The sequence below is a fragment of the Specibacter cremeus genome (assembly GCF_003946885.1).
In the GTDB taxonomy this organism is placed as follows: domain Bacteria; phylum Actinomycetota; class Actinomycetes; order Actinomycetales; family Micrococcaceae; genus Specibacter; species Specibacter cremeus.
In genome coordinates, this window is sequence record NZ_RWKQ01000053.1 from 1 (window position 1) to 17,848 (window position 17,848).

A 17,848-nucleotide genomic window follows, 5' to 3' on the forward strand; every position below is an offset into this window, starting at 1 on the left:
ACCCTCACATCCCCCCTCACCGGGGCAACTCGGAATACACTACACGCCCCCCCACCCCCACGCAACTCCACCCACCACGCACCCACCCACGGGTCGGGAGGGTGTTGCAGTGAACCGTCTTCAAACTCATGGATTGCGAGACACCGTGGAAGTAGCCGCCGTCAGCGATGTTGACGCAGAGGGGAGACATGAGCAACGAACAGAAACCCCGTCCCTGCTGGAACTGATCGGCGGAACCACCGCCGTCGTCTGGCTGTGGTCGCGTTACCGGGAAAACTTCTGACGGCTGCGCCGCTGGCGCCGTGTCCGTTCGACGCCTCGCATCAACCAAACGGTGCGGTCAGGCGCAACCTCGATCGGGTCGTCCAGATCCTTCAGTATCCGGAATCCGGCTTCGGCCGTGTCGGATCGGACGCTGCACGTCGCGGTCAATACCGGGGACCTGGATGCCGCCGTCGGTCTGCTTCGCGCACGAATCCGCAGGATCGGCGTCTCCGCCCCCATCCACGCGTTGCCTGACGCGCGCGAAGGGGCGAAGGCGGCGGCGTGGGCACTGAACTCGATTCGAAACGGCGACCGCCGGGTCGCCTACTACGGCGATGTGGAGCTGGCGTTGCTGCCGCGCTCCAAGGCGGAGGCCAGGGATGTGGCACACAAGGTCCTGGGGAGTCTGGCCCTGGCGGGCGAACGGGAGTCACCGTTGCTTGCCACCCTGCGCTGCTACCTGGACAACGACAGGAACTGGACCGCGACCGCCGCCGGGTTGGGCGTGCACCGGCAAACACTCGGGTACCGGCTCAAGCGCATCGAGGAGGAGACGGGTCGCAGCCTGAAGAGCACCCGCGATGTCGCCGAGCTATGGTTCGCATGCTCGGCAGTCGCCTACCTTCAGGGATGAGCGGCCCGTCTACCCGCCCCGGGCCTGAAACACGAGGATGTCGTCCTGGAAAGCCAGATAGAGGTTGGCTATCACCGCCGCGCTGGCGAGCGGCCCGCCCAGGATCGCCTCGGCCTTGCGAAGCCTGTACCTGACGGTGTTCGGGTGTACGAACAAGTGCGCGGCAACGGCGGCCACGTCCTGGTCCAGCGCCAGGAAGACGACAACCGTTTCGCGCAGGTCGGCATCGGAGGACAGCTCCCGTGCATAGGCGGTGATCTTGTCCGCCGTCATCGGGGAGCCTCGCAGGGCCAGCAGCCACGTGGCCGGATCCACGTCGTCGAGGCGCACCACCGTGCCCGCGGCCGGCGAGGCGGCCGCACGCGTGCGCCGGCGAGCGATGTTCCGGGCCGTTTCCGCCTCCCGGAAGGCCTCCGGCGCGCTGGCCAGGTCCGTGAAGGGTTCGGACAGGCCGATGTCCAGCGCCCCCGACGCCAACGCCAGCCAGTCGGTCAGGACGGATGAATCGGCGACCACGGCGTGCAGCCCGCCCCCGGCGTCACCGGTCTCCCCCGTCTCGGCCAGCAGCAGGCCCAACCCGGCCACGGTGGCGCGTTCCAGCAACTCCGTCACGACCCCGGATGCCAGCGCAGCATCGCCCACGGTGGTCGCCACCACGGCCCGCAACGGCTCGTAGGGAATCATCCGGAAGAGGCGCATGCGTTCCCAGTGCCGGTATTCCCGGGCAACGGGGATGCCATCCTGCAATGCGGTGAGCAATTGGATGTTCTCGTGCCGTTCCCGCGACATGGCCACCTGGTTGATGCCGTTGATGGCCCCGAGCAGCCGCTGCGTCGTGTCCAGGAGCACCTCACCCAGTTCGTGGAGCACCATCTTGTTGCGCGTTGCAATGGCGACAGTGAAGCCGGTCCCGCGCAGCACCAGGTTTTTCGACTGCACATGCCATCGCCCGATCGTCAGCGGTTCCGGTCCGTGGTGTTGGGCCAATTCGCTGAAGATCAGCCGGGTGGGGCCCTCGCCGGTCGCCTCGATGATGCGTCCGGTCTCCTCGTACAGGACCGCCGTGCCGCGGCACGCGGCGGCCAGGCGTTCAATCAGCGCCTTGACGGGGTCGCCGGCGGACAACGAGTCCAGGAGTTCGTTGCTCATCCACATGGCCCGCCGGGCCAGGTAGGTGTCCGGGGAGGACTTGGACTGGTTGATGAAGTTCTCAACCACGTGGAACGGCACGTTCTCACCCACCGTGTAGAGCGGAAAGCCGGCCCGCCGGCACGCGGCAACCAGCTGTGGCGGAACCTGCGCGAAGTAGATGCCAACACCGAAGAACAAGGCGGAGATCTGCGCGGTCCGCATGTCCGTCACCAGCCGCTCCGCCATGGCCGAATCCGTCTCCGCGTCGACAAATCGGAGGCCGGTGGTCAGCATGACCGATCCCGGTTCGAACCAGCGCCCGGGGTCCTGGATTTCCGAAGTGTGCGCGCCGGTCACCACCGCCATGGGGTCGCCGGGGACGACGGCGGTCAGCCCGAGCGCCGATTCGTTCGTCACGTCCGCAAGGGTGAACGCCGGTTTGTGTTGCACATTGCTCCTAGGGTCGGGCGTCCTGTCGCGGCCACGGGACAGGGACAGCTCCGGCTTTGTAAAATTTACAATTATCGGCCAAATTCATTTTAGATCCTCCAGTGACAGGAGTGATCCCGATCACTGAAAGTTGTCCCTAGTCAAGGCAAGCAGTCAAGGCAAGCCAATCGAGCCGGACCAGAACTGGAGGACAAAACATGGCAACAGTCCGTGTAGCAGTCGACGTTGGAGGCACCTTCACCGACGTTTGTATTTTCGACGAAGAAACGCAGCGGATGCGGGTCACCAAGGTCCCGTCGACACCATCGGACCCCATGGTGGCCGTCATGAACGGCGTCGAGCGCGCCGAAATCAACCTCGCCGACGTCTCCTTGTTCTCGCACGGCACCACGGTCGCCACCAACGCGCTGATCACCAGGAATTTCCCGACCGCGGCCATGGTGACCACGCGCGGCTTCCGCGATGTCATCGAGATTCGCGACGGCACGAAGGACGATCTCTGGGACGCCTACAACGACGTGTCCGGCCCCTACATCCGCCGCCGGGACCGCTTCGAGGTCACCGAGCGCACGGACTTCTCGGGCAACCAGATCACCCCGCTCGACGAGGACGACGCCCGCAAGGTCGCGGCGCTGCTGCGCAAGCGGGCGGTCAAGACCATCGCCGTGTGCTTCCTGAACTCCTACGCCAACCCGGACAACGAGCGGCGCATGCGGCAAATCCTGGAAGAGGAGATCCCGGACGCGACAGTGACCACGAGCGCCGAGATCCTGCCGGAGATCTTCGAACACGACCGTTTCAACACCGCGGTTTCCAACGCCGTCCTGGCCCCGCTCGTGTCGGGCTATGTCAACCGGCTGGCCGATCAGCTCAAGGATGGCGGCTACAAGGGTGATCTGCTCCTGCTGCACTCCGGCGGCGGGTCCATGACTCCGCGCATGGTGAAGCGCTACCCCGTCCGTCTTGCCGCGTCCGGGATCGCCGCCGGCGCCATTGCGGCCAAGCATGTGGCCCAGCAGTGCGGTTACGAGAACGCGGTCGGCCTGGACATGGGTGGAACGTCCACGGATATCGCCCTGGTCTCCGGCGGCGAACTGCGAATCACGAAGGAATGGCAGGTCGAATACGGCCATCCGATCGTGTTCCCCAGCATCGAGGTGCTGACCATCGGCGCCGGTGGCGGCTCGCTGGCCCACATCGACATTGCCGGCTCGCTGCGCAACGGCCCGCAATCGGCCGGAGCCGATCCGGGACCGGCCTGCTACGACGCGGGCGGGGTCCAGCCGACGAACACGGATGCGAACATCGCGCTGAACCGTCTGGGCAGCACGCTGGCCGGCGGCGCCAAGACATTGCAGCGCCCCCTCGCGCAGGCGGCCATCAGGAAGGTGATCGCCGAACCCCTGGGCATGGCCGACGACGACGCCGCGCACGCCGTGCTCCAGGTCGCCAACGCCAACATGGCCGACGCGGTCCGGCTCATCTCCATCCGGCGCGGGTACGACCCCCGCGATTTCGCCCTCATCGCCTTCGGCGGCGCCGGTGCCCTCCATGGCGCCGAGGTCGCCCGGGAACTGGACATCCCGACCGTCGTCGTACCGCCGAATCCGGGGGTCACCTCCGCCATGGGCTGCCTGCTCGTGGACATCCGCCATGACCTGTCGGCCATGTACACGGCACTGGCGGCCACGGCCGACGAGGACGACCTGCAGGCCCGGTTCCACGAGTTGGAGACCGAGGCGAGCGCCCGGCTGCGGCACGAGGGCGTCTCGGACGAGAACGCCGTCCTGCAGCGCACCATCTCCATGCGCTACCACGGTCAGTGGCGGTCGCTCGCCGTGCCGATCGGTTCCGGCAGGGGCGCCCTCGCCGATGCGGTCCAGACCTTCCATCAGGAACACGAGCGTGAGTTCGCGTTCCGGCAGGATTCCCAACCGGTGGAGATCTACCAGCTGGCCCTGTCGGCGGTGGGCAAGACCCCGAAACCGGCCTTCGTTCCGGCGCCCGTGGTGCCGCAGGCGCCGGGCGAACCCGCCACCCGCCGCCAGGTGTTCTTCGGCCCCGACGGCTGGATCGACACGCCCGTCTACGACCGCGGCAGGCTGCCGGCCGGCACGGCGTTCGCCGGTCCCGCCATCATCGACCAGCTCGACTCAACGACAGTCGTCCCGCCGCACACCACGGCGGAGATCGACGAGTGGATGAACATCCGCATCCACCTGGACAACGCCACGACAAGCCTGGAGGACTGACATGACCGACACAGTAATCGCCGCGGAGAGCGGCCACGTCGCCCACCGGGGCGCCCGCGCCCAGCACGGGCTGGACCCGGTCACGTTCGAGGTGCTCAAGAACGCATTCGCAACGAGCGTGGACCTGATGAGCGAGCAGATCCTGCGTACGTGCTACTCCTTCGTCATCTACTCCCGGGACTTTTCCTCGGCGTTGTGCGACGCGGCGGGCAACACCGTCATGCAGGGATCGGGTGACATCGCCGTCCACGTCGGCACGCTCCACTTCCAATGCAAGGCCGTGCTGGAGGAATTCGGCACGGACATCCACCCGGGCGACGTATTCGCCATCAACGACCCCTACCGCGGCGGCACGCACTTCAACGACGTGAGCTTCATCCGGCCGGTCTTCGCCGAAGGGGAGATCATCGCGTTCGCGCAGAACAAGGGCCACTGGGCCGATATCGGCGGCAATGTGCCCGGTTCATTCGACGTCAATGCCAAGGAACACTTCGGCGAGGGGCTGCGCATCACCCCGGTGCGCATCTGGTCCAAGGGCAAGTTCCTGCACGACGTCGCCCAGCTGCTGGTCTCCAACACCCGCGCTCCGGAGCAGGCCATGGGCGACCTGCACGCGCAATCCGAGGCAACGGCCGTCTGCGAGCGCGAGGTCCTGCGCCTGGTCGACAAGTACTCGAAGGGCACTGTCGTGGCCGCCATGCAGGAAACCCAGGACTATGTGGAGCGGATTGTCCGCCGCCGGCTGGAGACCTTGCCCCGGGGCACGTGGGAGACGACCGACTTCATCGACTTCGACCCGGGCAAGGGCGAGGGCCTGGTGCCGATCAAGATCAAGCTCACCCTTGACGGCACGGGCATCCACTACGACCTGACCGGTTCCGCGCCGGCAGTGGAGACGTTCCTGAATTCGGGCTACGGCACCACGTTCTCCGCCATCTATGCGGGCACCAAGACGTTCTTCCCCGACATTCCGCTGAACTCCGGCTTCTATGCCGCGGTTCGGGCGGAGATCGGTCCGGAAGGCACGGTGGTCAACGCCGGCTGGCCCTACGCGGTGACGGGATTCTGTTCCGGTCCGTACGAGAAGCTCATGAACGGGATCTTCGAATTGTGGAGCAAGATCATGCCGGAGCGGGCCATGGCCTGCGCGTTCAATCTCGAGTACCTGCTCGTTGGCGGCAAGGACAAGCGCACCGCCGCCGCCCCGTACTTCATGTGGTACGACTGGATGGCCGGCGGCTGGGGCGGACGGGCCAGCAAGGACGGCGCGAGCGCCACGGCCCCCGTCTTCGGCCCGGGCCTGGCCGTGCAGCCGGTGGAGGGCCAGGAGCGCCTGTCCCCCGTGCTCACCACCCGGCACGAGATCGCCATCGACTCCGGCGGCCCGGGCCGCTTCCGCGGCGGATGCGGCATTGAAAAGGGCGGCATCCTGACCGATGCGACGAACACGGTCATGAGTTACTGCTGCGACCGCGCCCGGTCCATCACCTGGGGCATCGAGGGCGGCCTGCCGTCCATCCCGCACGGCGTGTGGATGAACAAGGGCACCGCGGAGGAGAAGTTCCTCGGCTCGAATTTCTCCTCCGTCCCGCTGGAATCCGGCGACTCGTTCACCCGTCCATCCGCCGGCGGCGGCGGGTACGGCGACCCCCTGGAGCGCGCCGCCGAGGAGGTCCTGGAGGACGTCATCGACGGGTACGTCTCCGTGGCGCGCGCCGCCGCCGACTATGGCGTCGTGATCGAGGAGGTCGACGCCGAGCTCGACGATTTCCGCATCGACGCGGCGGCCACCGAAACGCTTCGCGGCGAGATCCGCGCCCACCGGCGCGGCTGGCTGGAGGAGGACGCCTCCGACGTCGCCGCGCGCTACCGCAGCGGTGACCTCGGCATGCTGGATGTGATCCGCCGCTACGGCGTCATCCTCGACTGGGGTTCGGGCGAACTGTTCCCGACGACAACAAGCCAGTACCGCGAAACCATGGCGCGTCGTTCCGCGGCGCACTGGAAGTAAAGCAGGACTTGTCTCTGCGCCATCTGAGAGCACCAACCGTCTAACAGGCATTCGCCACATTTAGCCAGCAGGGCACTGGGGGTCATCCCCCCGTGCCCTGCCCCGTTTTCAGGAGTACACGCATGTCACAGCAATCCAGCACCACCCTCTCCTCCCCACCGGCCAACCGCGACGACGCACTGATGGGCCGTGGCTCGCTCGCCATGGCCTGGTACGGGCTCGTCAGCGCCATGTTCTTCGTCTACATCGGCGCGGCCCTGGCCGTCGCATACGGCACCGTCAACGCGCTCATCGGCCTGGCCCTGACCATCGTCGTCTACGGCGCCATCAACCGGGTGCTGGCCGGGTACGCGCTCAAGAACGGGCTGACCGTGGCGCAGTTCTCCCGGACCCTGCTGGGCCGCACGGGCGCCATCCTGGCCACGCTCATATTCGCCGCGACGGCCGTCTACTACGCCGTCTTCGAGGGTTCGATCGTCGCCTTCGCCTTCCAGGCGCAATTCGGCGGGCCACGCGCGCTCTGGTGTGCCGTCGTCGTCCTCTACTCCACACCGCTGGTGGCCGGCGGCGTGCGCAAATTCCTCGACAAGGTCAACGGCTGGCTGCTGCCGGTCTACTGGGGCGGGTTGATCGCCGCCGTCATCTGGGCCGGCGCCGTGCACGGCTTCAATGGCGCCTGGCTGACGCACTCGGTGCCCGCACTTTCGCTCCTGGACGGCGGGCCCGGCTGGCTGGCGGCGTTCGCCTCCTACATGGGCGTGTGGATCCTCATGATGTACACCATGGACTTTGCCGCCCTGGGCAAGCGGAAGGACACGAAATTCCACAAGAACATCACCTTCGGCTGGCTGTTCTACACCCTGGCGTTCGGCGTCAACGCGTTGATCGGCATCTTCCTGACCTTCACGCTCCCCGGCGTCAGCGCGACGGAGACGGGCGTGGCCGGCGGGCTGGTCCAGCTGATGGGCATCCTCGGCCTGCTCGTCGTGTTCGCCTCGCAAACACGCATCAACACCGCCAACTATGCGCTCGGCATCGCCAACCTGCGTGAGTTCGGCGAGCGCGCGCTGCGCATCAGGCTGCCCTACCTGGCCTGGACCGTCATCGGCGCGCTCATCATCTTCGCGCTCATGCTGCTCCCGGTGGTGCAGTACCTGTTGACGGCGCTGGCCTGGCAGGGCGTGCTGGTGACCGGGTGGGTGGCGATTGCGCTCACCCAGGTCTTCCTGGACAAACGTGGTCGTGCGACGGCGGAGCCCGGCTGGTTGCCGGACGACCGGTTTGGTGCCGTGAACGTGCCCGGCGTTCTCGCCTGGGTGGGGTCCGCCGTCGTCGGCCTGGCCATCCTGCAGTCGCACGCCGGTTGGGGCACCGGGCTGGGCCCCATCATCACGGCCGTCCTGGCCGCGGCCCTCTACGCCGGCATGCGGCGGGTCACCGGGATCCGCACGGCCCTGAAGGCGTAGCCGCCCCCACGGCGCCGGCGCCCGGGACTCGAAGCAACAGCTCCAACCACCACTCCGCGGGAAAGAATCTGGTATTGAAGGATTAATCTTCATATACTCGAACTGATGGCCCCGGGCACCGCAACCCTGGATCGAATGGCCATGGCCGATCCGACCGTCCCTTCCTGGAGCGCAGACCCGTGGCATCCCCGACACCATTCCAGTCGCAGATCTACCAGTCGCTGCCGGAAACCGAGCGGGCCGACGCCATCGTCAACCGGATTTCAAATGCCATTTCGCTGGGCCTGCTGCGCGTGGGGGAACGGCTGCCCACGGAAATCGCGCTCTCGGACATGTTCGGCGTTGCCGGGGCGACACTGCGGGAGGCGTTGGCCGCACTCCGCGACCAGGGTGTCGTGGAAACCCGCCGCGGCAGGAACGGCGGGTCCTTCATCGTCAGGCAACCCCCCACGCCGACGGACGCGATCCATGCGTGGTTCCTCTCGACGTCCGTCGCCGAGATCCGCGACATCGGCGATGAGCATGCGGCGATTTCCGCCGCCACCGTGCGGCTCGCGTGCGAACGTGCCGAACCGCACGACGTGGACCGGCTGCAGGAACTGGCCACCGGCCTGGCCCTGGCCTCGACCCCGGCGGCGCAGGCCCGGGCCGACAGCCGCTTCCACATAGAGCTGGCGGTCGCCGCCCAGTCGCCGCGCCTGGCCAATGCCGAGGTGCGGCTCCAGGGTGAAACCGTGCGCCAGCTCTGGACGCCGCTGGCGGGCGCCCTCGACGCCGAACCGGCGACGGCGGAGCACCTGCGCCTGGTGCGCGCGGTGTCGCAGGCCCGGCCCGATGAGGCGCAGAAACTGATCCTGGCGCACATCAGGCGCAACATCCATCACCTGATCGAAACCAAATTGACCCTCGGTTATGCCGAGTCGACGCAGGAGCACGAATGACCCCTGAAGATGAAGCGTTCCGTGCGGCCGCGTCGCTGGCCGCATGGTTCGGCGGTGTGTCGGTTGACGTGTCCGGGCTGGCCAGGGCCGTGGGCGAGCGGGTGGGGGACAACCTGGCGCTGACGCCGCGCCGGCCCGGCACGACATTGTCCGGCCTCGAGCCCTTCTCGCGCGAGTTCCTGGCGGCCCACGACTTTGCCGTGGGCGCCGGGGCGATCTTCGCGGAGCAGTCGACCGAGACGGGCGGGCGCGCCCTGGAGTGGTGGTCCCGCAACGAGACGGGCGTGGTCGAAAAACTGTTGTTCGACCTGACCCCGGGCAGCGACCGCTACTACGACTACGAGAAGCTGCCCTTCTTCTCCATTGCCGCGTCCACCGGCCACCAGACGCTGTGGGGTCCCTACGTCGACTACCTGGGCTTCGAGGACTACATCCTGACGTTCACGACGCCGTTCAGCGTCCACGGCCGGTTTGCCGGGGTGGCCGGCTGCGACCTTCGGCTCAGGGACGTCGAGCGGATCTTCATCCCCATCCTGCGCCGCGTGCCCGGGAACGCGGCGCTGCTCAATGGCAGCGACCGGGTGATCCTCGGGAACTCCGGAACATATTTGACCGGCGAGCGCGTCAAACCGGGGCAGGGTGCACGCATCGCCCTGGACGTCCCGCACCTCGGCCTGACGCTGCTGCATACCCCGTAGGCGCCGCGGCTCAGGCGGGCGTGCGCGCGGGCGGCCCCGCCGGCAGCACCGCGTGCCGGGCCTGCCGGACGAGGTCGGTGAACAGCCGGCGCCGGTCGACCGCGGACCCCTGCCGGTCCTCCGGATGCCATTGGATGCCGATCACCCACCGGCGGCCGGGATGCTCGGTGCCCTCGATGACGCCGTCGTCGGCCCGGGCGCTCACCACGAGCCCCGGCGCCACGGTGCCGACGGCCTGGTGGTGCCCGGACCGGACGACGATCCGCTCTCGGCCGTAGATGGCGGCCACCTTGGAGGCGGGCTCCAGCGTCAGACGTTCATCAAGGAACAGGGGCTGCCCGGCGGCCCCCTTGTGCAACCGGGCCGGTTGCAGGTCCGGGACCAGTGTGCCGCCGAGGGCCACGTTGAGCAGTTGCGAGCCGCGGCAGATCGCCAGGACCGGCTGGTCCCGTGCCACCGCGCGCCGGATCAGGTCCACGCAGTAGTCGTCGGCGCGCCGGTCGGTGCCGTACTCGTTGGGCACCGGCCCGGTGTGTCCGTACAACGCGGCGTCGACGTCGCCGCCGCCAAGGAACAGGACGGCGTCGGCCGCCGCCACCACCGGCGCGAACCCCGGATCCGCGGCCGCACTGTCCACGAGCACCGCCCGGGCCCCCAGTTCGAGCAGTTCGTCGAAGGCGCTGCGCGTGAACGCCCTCATGATCTCGTGGCTCTCCTTGGCCATGCCGGGAAACGTCAGGGAGACGACGACGGCGACGACCGGCGCGTCGGGCGGCAGGTCCGCGAAACCCGGCGGCACGACGTCGGTGGCCGTGAGGGCCATGTCTGCGTTGCTCATGCGGCCGCGTCGACCAGCCACTGGAACAACGCGTGGTCGGCCGCCGTGGTCTCGGCCTGGTCTTCGGGGTGCCATTGGACGGCCAGCACCGGCCGTCCCGGGATCTCGAGGGCCTCGACGACGCCGTCCTCGGCCCTGGCCGTCACCACCAGGTCGGTGCCGAGCCTGTCGACGGCCTGGTGGTGGTAGGAGGAGACGCCGGCGCTCGCCACGCCCAGGACGGCCGCCAGCAGCGATCCGGGCGCCACCTCCACCCGGTGTGTGGCGTCCTTGTGCTCGACCGTCCCCGGCTGGAGATGGCCGATCAGGCTGCCGCCACGTACCACGTTGAGCAGCTGCAGGCCGCGGCAGATCGCCAGGACCGGGGTCCCGCCGTCGAGGCAGGCGGCCAGCAATCCCGCCTCGTAGTCATCCTGCCCCGGGTGGTCGGCCGGCCAGTGATATTCGTCCGGAGCGGCGCCGTAGGCGGCGGGGCCGACGTCGGCTCCCCCCGGAAGCACGACGCCGTCGACCCTGGCCCGTTGCGCGGCCGGGCCCTCGCCGCTGCCGGGGAACAGGATGACGGGTTCGCCGCCGGCGCGGTCGATCGACCCCAGCACCTGGGCGGCGACGGCGACCCCGGAAAAACGCATGCCGCGCACCGTGTTCGACCACATGCCCGGGACGCCGATGAGCGGCCGCCGTGGCCGGGTCGCGGCCCGGCTCATGCCGGCGCCCCGACCGCGTGCCGGCCCGTTTCGCCGAGCGGGAAGGGCAGCGTGGGCATCCACGCCGTCCATGCGGCCTCGAGGCTGCCGTCGGCAACCACGCCCGCGAGCGCGGTGTTGAACTCCGCGAGCAGGCCCGGGTTGTCCTTGGCCACCCCGATCCCCCACCGGTTGCCGGTCGGGTGGGTGAAGGCGACATCGTACGCCGGGTGTGCGCCCAGCGGCACGGTGACGACGTCGTCGTCGACCATGGCGTCCACCGTGCCGTCGCGCAGGGCCGTCAACATGTCGCCGAACACGTCGTCACCGGTGAACGGGACCGGGACGATGCCCGGGAACGTCTTCGCCAGTTTCATGTTCGCGCTGCCGTCGATCGCCGCCACCCGGTAGCCGGTGAGGTCCTCGGCGCGGCGGGCCGGATCGCCCTTGCGGACAAGGACGGTCTCGTCGAACACGGCGTAGGGGTCGGTGAAGTCGACGACGGCCGCACGCTCGGCAATGATGCCCTGGCCGCACCAGACGGCGTCGACGCGGTGCTCCCGGACCGCGGGGAGCATGTCATCCCAGGCCAGCACCTGCCATGCCGGCCGGCACCCCATGCGGGCCAGGACGAGTTCGGCGGCGGCCGGTTCGTAGCCGTGCCGGGAGCCGTCCGGGCCCTGCAGGCCGAAGAGGGGTGGCGCGTCCGAGTCGATGCAGGCGAGTGTGAGGGTGCGCATCAGGGAATCGTCTCCCAGTACATTTCGCGATCCCATTCCGTGATGGCCCCGCAATACCGCGCCCATTCCTCCTGCTTCAACTGCGTGTAGATGGAGACCAGGTCCGCGGGCAGCCGGCTCGTCAGGTATGTGTCGGCGACGAACGCCTCGATCGCCTCACCCAGCGTGAGTGGCAGCCGGCGTCCGATGGCCGGCACGGTGGCGTCGCCGTTGTCCGGCGCCCCGGCGTCCAGCTGGCGGTTGATGCCGTCGTCCATGGCGGCGATGAGCAGGGAGTGCGACAGGTAGGGGTTGACGGCGGCGTCCGGAACCCGGTACTCCATCCGCCCATTGGATGAGATGCGGACCAGGCAGCCGCGCGAGTCGAGGCCCCAGTTGGCCGTCGAGGGGGCGAACTGGCCGGCATCCCAGAACCGCTTGTAGGAGTTGACCGTCGAGGCCATGACGGCCATCGACCCGGGCGCGTGGGCCAGGAGCCCGCCGATCGCGTGCCGCGCGGTGTCGGAGACGTGCAGTTCGACGCGGCCGGCGTCCTCGATGACGTTCGTGGCACCGTCCCACAGGCTGACGTTGTGGTGGCAGCCGTTGCCCATCTGCCCGTTGTACGGCTTGGGCATGAACGACGCCGTCACGCCGAATTCGCGGGCGACCTGCTTGCAGATCTGCCGGTACGTGACGAGCCTGTCGGCGGTGTCCTCCACCCGGTCGTACATCCAGTTCAGTTCCAGCTGGCCGTCGTCCTCGTAGTCGCCCTCGATCATGTCCAGGCCCATGGCCTTGGCGTACGTGACCAGCTTTTTATAGATGGGCCGCATGCGTTCCAGGTTCTCGACCTGGTACGCCGGGCTCGAACCGGGCTTCTTGACGACGTCCAGGCCCGGCCCCTCCCAGGTCATCTCCGGTTCCGTGCCCGAGCGGACCTCGAGCCCGGTCCGCCCGGTGAACTCGGCGTGCGTGCGGATGAGCAACGACCGGGTGTCGATGGCCAGGGGGCGGCCACCCACCTCGGGCAGGTGCGGCGGCTCGTAGGCGCTGCAGAAGACGCGGGCCACGCTGGTGTCCCACGGCAGCACCACGAACGTGTCCGGTTCCGGGAGCGCCCAGAACTCCCGGGCCTCGATGCCGCCGCCGATCAGGTTCCCGTGGCGGTCGTTCTGCAGGTCCGACAGGGCCGTGCGGTGGAAGCAGATGCCCTTCTCCAGGTTCCGGCGGAAATGGTTGGCCGGGACCATCTTGGCAACCATGCGGGAACCGATCGTGGGCAGGGCGTAGTAAATGTATTCGACACCGCTTGCCTCGATCTTGCGGCCCATTTCACGCACGACGTCGGGCGCCAGGTTGCGTTGCCGATGGGCGGCGAAGGCGTCGCGGTCAAGCAGTTGGTCCATGCCGGCGTGGATTGCCTGAACTGTCATGGGGATCATCTCGTTTCTTTCGTGGTCTCAGACGGTGGCCAGCGTGGCCGGCGCGCTCGCGTCCAGGACCTGCTGGCGGTAATAAAGCTGCCGCGGGGCCGGCAGTCCTGCGGTCACGGCGCCGATGAGGCGATCGCCAAGGTAATACCCGACGGCGGCCCCGGTGGCGGGGGCGGCCGGGTCGCCTTCGAAAACCTCGATGCGATCGGCCCGTGCCGGGCTGCCGACCCCCTGGATGCGAACGTTGAACAGGTCCGTCCAAAAGGACGGCAGGGGCGGTTCGGGCGCCGGCGTTTGCTCCCCCGCCAGCGCCGCGACCAGTGTGGGGGCGGCAATTTTTGCCGTGTCGGTCGGCGTGGCCCAGTGCTCGACCCGCCTGGCGGGACCGGCCGTCCGGCCGTCCGGGTAGCGGGCCACGTCGCCGACGGCCACGACATTGGGCAACGCCGTCCCGGCCGCATCGACGACCCGGAGGCGGGCGTCACACTCGACGCCGTCGGCCAGGTCCAGGCCGTTGCCGGCCAGCCACGCGGTGTTGGGCACGGAGCCGACGGCCTCGACGACGACGTCGGCACCCACCTCGGTACCGTCGGCGAGCGCCACGCCGGTGCAGCGCCCGGCACCACGGAATCCGATGACGCGGGCACCGGGGATGACGTGGACGCCATGGCGTTCCAGCAGCCCGCGGACACCGGCGGAGAGTGCCGGTCCGAGGGTCCGTTCCATCGGTCCCAATCCGCCCTCGATGAGAGTCACCCGGGCGCCGAGCGTCGCCGCCGTCGCCGCCACTTCGCAGCCGATGAAGCCGGATCCGACGACGACGACCCGGGCGCCGGGGGCAAGTTCGGCGTGCAACGCCAGGCTGTCCTCAAGCCGGCGAACCACATGCCGGCCGGCCAGCGGGCCGGGGGCCGGCACCCTGGCCGGACGCAGGCCGGACGCGACCACCAATCCGGTGAACGTGATCCGCTCACCGTCGTCGAGCTCGAGGACTCCGGCGGCCAGGTCCGCGGCCGTGACGGCCGTACCGAGCTTCCAGGTGACATCGGTGGCGGACCGCTTCGGCCGGAAGGTGAGCGCGGCCAGTGACTCCCGGACGGTCCCCGGCGCCGCCAACGTCGCCTTCGACAACGGTGGCCGGTTGTACGGCGGGTGTGGCTCGTCGCCGATGACGACGATCTGCCCGGACCAGCCGGCCGACCGCAGCTGCTCCGCGGCCCGCAATCCGCCCAGGGATGCGCCAACAACGACTATGCGCGGTTCCATGGCTAGTCCCTGAAGAAGATCGCCTGCACGGGGCACACGTCCACGGCCTCCTCAACCTCGTCGAGGAGTGCGTCGTCGACGCTGTCCTCGTACTCGAGGATGCCGTCGTCGTTCATCCGGAAGACGGCGGGCGCGGCGATGGCGCACTGGCCGTGGTTGTCGCACAGTTGGCGGTCGACGGTGATTTGCTGAGCCATGATGGTCCTTCTTTCGATACTTCGCGCGGTGTGGAGGCTGCGGGTCAGGAACGTTTGGTGAATCCGATGGGAAGCCGGATCGGCCCCGTATTGCCGGAGTCGGGCAGCCATTCGTCGCCCCCGGTGAGATGCGGGCCGGCCAGCCGGCGGGCCAGCAACGGCAGCGCCTCGCTCATGTCGGCGCGGGCCACGAAGTGCCCCAGGCAGTGGTGCACGCCGCCGCCGAAGCCGTAGTGCGGCGCGTGCTCGGCGAGCAGGTCCATGTCCGGGTCGGGGAATGCCATGGGGTCGGTGCCGGAGGATTGCGTGAACAGGTGGACGGTCGTGCCCCTCGCGATGTCCAGGCCCTGGTAGGTGAAATCCTCGACCGCTTCGCGCGTGACCCAGGTGACCGTCGGGTTGGTCCGCATGACCTCTTCGACGGCCTTGCCGCCCAGGTCGGGGCGTTCGGCCAGCAGCTCCCACTGGTCCGGGTTGCGCATGAACGACTGCAGGGCGAGTCCCAGCTGGTTGCGGGTGGTGTCCATGCCGCCGAAGATCAGCAGCACCAGGGCGTTGCGCAACTCCTCGTCGGAGAGCCGGTCACCGTCGCGGTTCGCCAGCACCAGGCGGCTGACGAAGTCCTCGCCGGGGGTGGCCTGCCGGTCCCTGATGAGGTCCTCGGCATAGGCGTAGAGCTCGGCGACGGCGGCGTCGACCTTTTCCAGGTCTCGCTTGAACGTCACCCCCAGGGCCAGCCCGATGGTGGAGGCCAGGCGTGCGATCGTGGGCCACTCGCTTTCCGGGATGCCAAGGAGGATGGTGAGCACCCGGGTGGCGTACGGTTCGGCGAAATCGCGGATGAACTCGCATTCCCCGTTGTCGATGAAGTCATCGATGAGCTCGTTGGCGAGCGCCTGGAAGCGCGGCACCAGATCCTTGATCAACCGGGGTGAGAACGCCGGGTTGAGCAGGCGCCGGATCCGGTGGTGGTCCTCCCCCTCGAGGACCAGCAGGTTCTTCGTCCACCAGTCGAAGAAGAGTCCGCCGTGGACTCCGTTGTGTTCGGGCCATTTCGCACTGCCCTGCGACAGCTTGGGGCTCTTGAGCAGCTTGCTGACTTCGTCGTACCGCAACACGGCAAGGCCAAAGTTCGTCCGGGCGTACCAGCTCCGTTCCCTTGCACTGCGCAGTTGCTCGGACTGCATGGCGAATCCCGGGTCGGCGAGGTCCAGGTATGGTGCGTCCAGGGTCGTGTTGCTCATGACGATGTCTTTCTGTTCGGGTGTGCGGCCGATGCCGGCCGCTTTGGCTGTCGGGGTTAGACGACGGGTGCCGGCGTGTGCCGAAGGCTGCCGGGGATGGCATCGGCGGCCGGGGCGTCGCTGTGACGGTAGGGCTTGCGCCAGACCATGTACACGACGCCGATCCCGACGACGGCGGCCGCCGACAGCAACACCACGTAGTTCACGTACCAGGGCGCGTCGGGGGTGCGCGGCCAGGCCATGTTGACGATGCCCAGCACGCCCCAGGTCAGCGCGGCGATGTTCACCGGCAACCCCCACGCGCCGAGCCGGAACGAGCCGGCGGGTTTCCAGCCCTTGAGGCGTGCGCGCAGGGCGGCCAGGACGACCATTTGGAATCCGATGTAGATGCCCAGCGCGCCGAAGGAGACGATGACCATCAACGCGTTTTCCTGGACCTGGGACACCAGCACGATCAGCGCCGGGACAATGCCGGCGAGCAGCAGCGCATACGGCGGCACATGCCGCGACTCGTCGAAGCGGGCCAGGATCTTGCTGCCCGGCAGCATCTTGTCGCGGGCCAGCGAGTAGCCCAGGCGGCTGGCGGCGGCCTGCAGGCTCATGACGCAGGACAGGAAGGAGATGAGGACGACGCCGAGCACGATCTTGTAGCCGATCGGGCCGAAGCCGCTCATGAGCACGGACGTGACGGGGTCGGCGTCCGCTCCCGTGATCACGGCACCGAAATCCGGGACCGCAAGAATGAATGCCAGGCAGACGAATGTGGCCGCGAATCCGCCAATGTAGATCGTCATGCGCATGGTCTTCGGGATCCGGCGGCCCGGATTCGGGACCTCCTCGGCCACGTCGCCGCATGCCTCGAAACCGTAGTACTGGAAGATGCCGATGAGGGCGGCGGCGGCGAACGCGGTGAAGTAGTTGCCGCCGTCGCCGGCGCCGAAGCTCTTGAACAGGACGCCGAGGTCGTGGTGGCGGGTCGTGCCGAGCAGCCACACACCGACCACGAGTGCCCCCGACAATTCGGCGACGAGCCCCAGCATGGCGACCTTGCTCAAGAGTTTCGTCCCGCCGAAATTGATGGCCGTGGCACACGCAATCAGCACGACGGCGCAGATGACGGTGGTTTGCGTGTCGACATGGATCCCGGACACCGCGCCGATGTAGGACCCGGCGCCGTAGGCGACGCTGGCGATGGTCACGAGCATCGCGATGAGGTACACCCATCCGCTCATCCATCCCCACTTGCGGCCCCACAGCCGGCGGGCCCAGGGGTAGATTCCGCCGGCCACCGGGTAGTTCGAGACGATCTCGCCGAACACCAGGGCCACGAACAACTGGCCGACCCCGACGATGAGGAACGACCAGAGCATGGGCGGGCCGCCCAGTCCGAGTGAGGCGCTGAACAGCGTGTAGACGCCGACGACGGGCGAGAGATACGTGAAGCCGAGCGAGACGTTCCCCCAGAACGACATTTCCCGCTTGAACTGCTTCTCGTACGAATAGCCGAGGCGCGCCAGATGGGCGGCGTCCTCATCCAGCTCTTGCTGGGGCGGCACGTGGGTGGACATGGAACTCCTATGGTCAATGGGGGGTACCACATGGATCTGCCGAGATA

16 protein-coding genes are annotated in these 17,848 nt (G+C 68.3%); 7 read left to right on the plus strand and 9 right to left on the minus strand.

Annotated elements, in window-relative coordinates; genetic code table 11:
- Positions 1–145: 145 nt before the first annotated feature.
- Positions 146–283: a hypothetical protein gene (locus EJC77_RS20490; protein WP_164520467.1), complete on the plus strand. Its 138-nt coding sequence runs from the start codon at positions 146–148 to the stop codon at positions 281–283.
- Between the two features lie 117 nt (positions 284–400).
- On the plus strand, positions 401–898 hold the full coding sequence (locus tag EJC77_RS17270) for a PucR family transcriptional regulator (RefSeq protein ID WP_164520468.1): 498 nt from the start codon (positions 401–403) through the stop codon (positions 896–898).
- A gap of 9 nt (positions 899–907) precedes the next feature.
- Here EJC77_RS17270 and EJC77_RS17275 read toward each other — a convergent pair whose 3' ends face one another.
- Positions 908–2,446 (minus strand): helix-turn-helix domain-containing protein, encoded by a 1,539-nt coding sequence (locus tag EJC77_RS17275; RefSeq protein WP_240630340.1) that lies wholly within the window; start codon positions 2,444–2,446, stop codon positions 908–910.
- A 230-nt stretch (positions 2,447–2,676) separates the two neighbouring features.
- On the opposite strand from EJC77_RS17275, the gene EJC77_RS17280 reads away from it, so the two are divergent.
- From EJC77_RS17280 to EJC77_RS17300, 5 genes are all read left to right on the plus strand, one after another.
- Complete coding sequence (locus tag EJC77_RS17280; protein ID WP_125615540.1) at positions 2,677–4,731, plus strand: hydantoinase/oxoprolinase family protein; 2,055 nt, start codon at positions 2,677–2,679, stop codon at positions 4,729–4,731.
- A gap of 1 nt (position 4,732) precedes the next feature.
- Positions 4,733–6,742 (plus strand): hydantoinase B/oxoprolinase family protein, encoded by a 2,010-nt coding sequence (locus EJC77_RS17285; protein ID WP_125615543.1) that lies wholly within the window; start codon positions 4,733–4,735, stop codon positions 6,740–6,742.
- A gap of 122 nt (positions 6,743–6,864) precedes the next feature.
- Positions 6,865–8,208, plus strand: a complete 1,344-nt coding sequence (locus EJC77_RS20495) for a purine-cytosine permease family protein (RefSeq protein ID WP_164520469.1) — start codon at positions 6,865–6,867, stop codon at positions 8,206–8,208.
- Between the two features lie 179 nt (positions 8,209–8,387).
- Positions 8,388–9,149 carry a FadR/GntR family transcriptional regulator gene (locus EJC77_RS17295; protein WP_125615546.1) on the plus strand — a complete coding sequence of 254 codons (762 nt, stop codon included), beginning with the start codon at positions 8,388–8,390 and terminating at the stop codon, positions 9,147–9,149.
- Complete coding sequence (locus tag EJC77_RS17300) at positions 9,146–9,847, plus strand: cache domain-containing protein (protein ID WP_125615549.1); 702 nt, start codon at positions 9,146–9,148, stop codon at positions 9,845–9,847. The genes EJC77_RS17295 and EJC77_RS17300 overlap by 4 nt, the downstream gene beginning before the upstream one ends.
- A 10-nt stretch (positions 9,848–9,857) precedes the next feature.
- On the opposite strand, the gene EJC77_RS17305 is transcribed toward EJC77_RS17300, so the two are convergent.
- Genes EJC77_RS17305 through EJC77_RS17340 form a run of 8 tightly spaced genes read right to left on the minus strand, consistent with a single transcriptional unit; the run spans position 9,858 to position 17,801 of the window.
- Positions 9,858–10,685: a gamma-glutamyl-gamma-aminobutyrate hydrolase family protein gene (locus EJC77_RS17305; protein ID WP_240630341.1), complete on the minus strand. Its 828-nt coding sequence runs from the start codon at positions 10,683–10,685 to the stop codon at positions 9,858–9,860.
- On the minus strand, positions 10,682–11,392 hold the full coding sequence (locus EJC77_RS17310) for a gamma-glutamyl-gamma-aminobutyrate hydrolase family protein (RefSeq protein WP_125615551.1): 711 nt from the start codon (positions 11,390–11,392) through the stop codon (positions 10,682–10,684). Before EJC77_RS17310 ends, EJC77_RS17305 begins: the two co-directional genes overlap by 4 nt.
- On the minus strand, positions 11,389–12,111 hold the full coding sequence (locus EJC77_RS17315; RefSeq protein WP_125615554.1) for an ABC transporter substrate-binding protein: 723 nt from the start codon (positions 12,109–12,111) through the stop codon (positions 11,389–11,391). Before EJC77_RS17315 ends, EJC77_RS17310 begins: the two co-directional genes overlap by 4 nt.
- A complete protein-coding gene (locus EJC77_RS17320; RefSeq protein WP_125615557.1) occupies positions 12,111–13,526 on the minus strand; it encodes a glutamine synthetase family protein in 1,416 nt (471 codons plus the stop codon). The genes EJC77_RS17315 and EJC77_RS17320 overlap by 1 nt, the downstream gene beginning before the upstream one ends.
- A 27-nt stretch (positions 13,527–13,553) precedes the next feature.
- Complete coding sequence (locus EJC77_RS17325) at positions 13,554–14,792, minus strand: NAD(P)/FAD-dependent oxidoreductase (protein ID WP_125615561.1); 1,239 nt, start codon at positions 14,790–14,792, stop codon at positions 13,554–13,556.
- Between the two features lie 2 nt (positions 14,793–14,794).
- Positions 14,795–14,989: a ferredoxin gene (locus tag EJC77_RS17330; RefSeq protein ID WP_125615564.1), complete on the minus strand. Its 195-nt coding sequence runs from the start codon at positions 14,987–14,989 to the stop codon at positions 14,795–14,797.
- A gap of 44 nt (positions 14,990–15,033) precedes the next feature.
- Positions 15,034–16,233, minus strand: a complete 1,200-nt coding sequence (locus EJC77_RS17335; protein WP_125615566.1) for a cytochrome P450 — start codon at positions 16,231–16,233, stop codon at positions 15,034–15,036.
- A 56-nt stretch (positions 16,234–16,289) separates the two neighbouring features.
- Positions 16,290–17,801 carry an APC family permease gene (locus EJC77_RS17340; RefSeq protein WP_125615569.1) on the minus strand — a complete coding sequence of 504 codons (1,512 nt, stop codon included), beginning with the start codon at positions 17,799–17,801 and terminating at the stop codon, positions 16,290–16,292.
- Between the last annotated feature and the right edge of the window lie 47 nt (positions 17,802–17,848).

What these genes read in the sequence shown, in the direction of transcription:
- EJC77_RS17315 (WP_125615554.1), bottom strand. Translation starts at nt 12,111, where the DNA reads ATGCGCACCCTCACACTCGCCTGCATCGACTCGGACGCGCCACCCCTC.
- EJC77_RS17335 (WP_125615566.1), bottom strand. Translation starts at nt 16,233, where the DNA reads ATGAGCAACACGACCCTGGACGCACCATACCTGGACCTCGCCGACCCG.
- EJC77_RS17340 (WP_125615569.1), bottom strand. Translation starts at nt 17,801, where the DNA reads ATGTCCACCCACGTGCCGCCCCAGCAAGAGCTGGATGAGGACGCCGCC.
- EJC77_RS17310 (WP_125615551.1), bottom strand. Translation starts at nt 11,392, where the DNA reads ATGAGCCGGGCCGCGACCCGGCCACGGCGGCCGCTCATCGGCGTCCCG.
- EJC77_RS17320 (WP_125615557.1), bottom strand. Translation starts at nt 13,526, where the DNA reads ATGACAGTTCAGGCAATCCACGCCGGCATGGACCAACTGCTTGACCGC.
- EJC77_RS17325 (WP_125615561.1), bottom strand. Translation starts at nt 14,792, where the DNA reads ATGGAACCGCGCATAGTCGTTGTTGGCGCATCCCTGGGCGGATTGCGG.
- EJC77_RS17300 (WP_125615549.1), top strand. Translation starts at nt 9,146, where the DNA reads ATGACCCCTGAAGATGAAGCGTTCCGTGCGGCCGCGTCGCTGGCCGCA.
- EJC77_RS17330 (WP_125615564.1), bottom strand. Translation starts at nt 14,989, where the DNA reads ATGGCTCAGCAAATCACCGTCGACCGCCAACTGTGCGACAACCACGGC.
- EJC77_RS20495 (WP_164520469.1), top strand. Translation starts at nt 6,865, where the DNA reads ATGTCACAGCAATCCAGCACCACCCTCTCCTCCCCACCGGCCAACCGC.
- EJC77_RS17305 (WP_240630341.1), bottom strand. Translation starts at nt 10,685, where the DNA reads ATGAGCAACGCAGACATGGCCCTCACGGCCACCGACGTCGTGCCGCCG.
- EJC77_RS17280 (WP_125615540.1), top strand. Translation starts at nt 2,677, where the DNA reads ATGGCAACAGTCCGTGTAGCAGTCGACGTTGGAGGCACCTTCACCGAC.
- EJC77_RS17285 (WP_125615543.1), top strand. Translation starts at nt 4,733, where the DNA reads ATGACCGACACAGTAATCGCCGCGGAGAGCGGCCACGTCGCCCACCGG.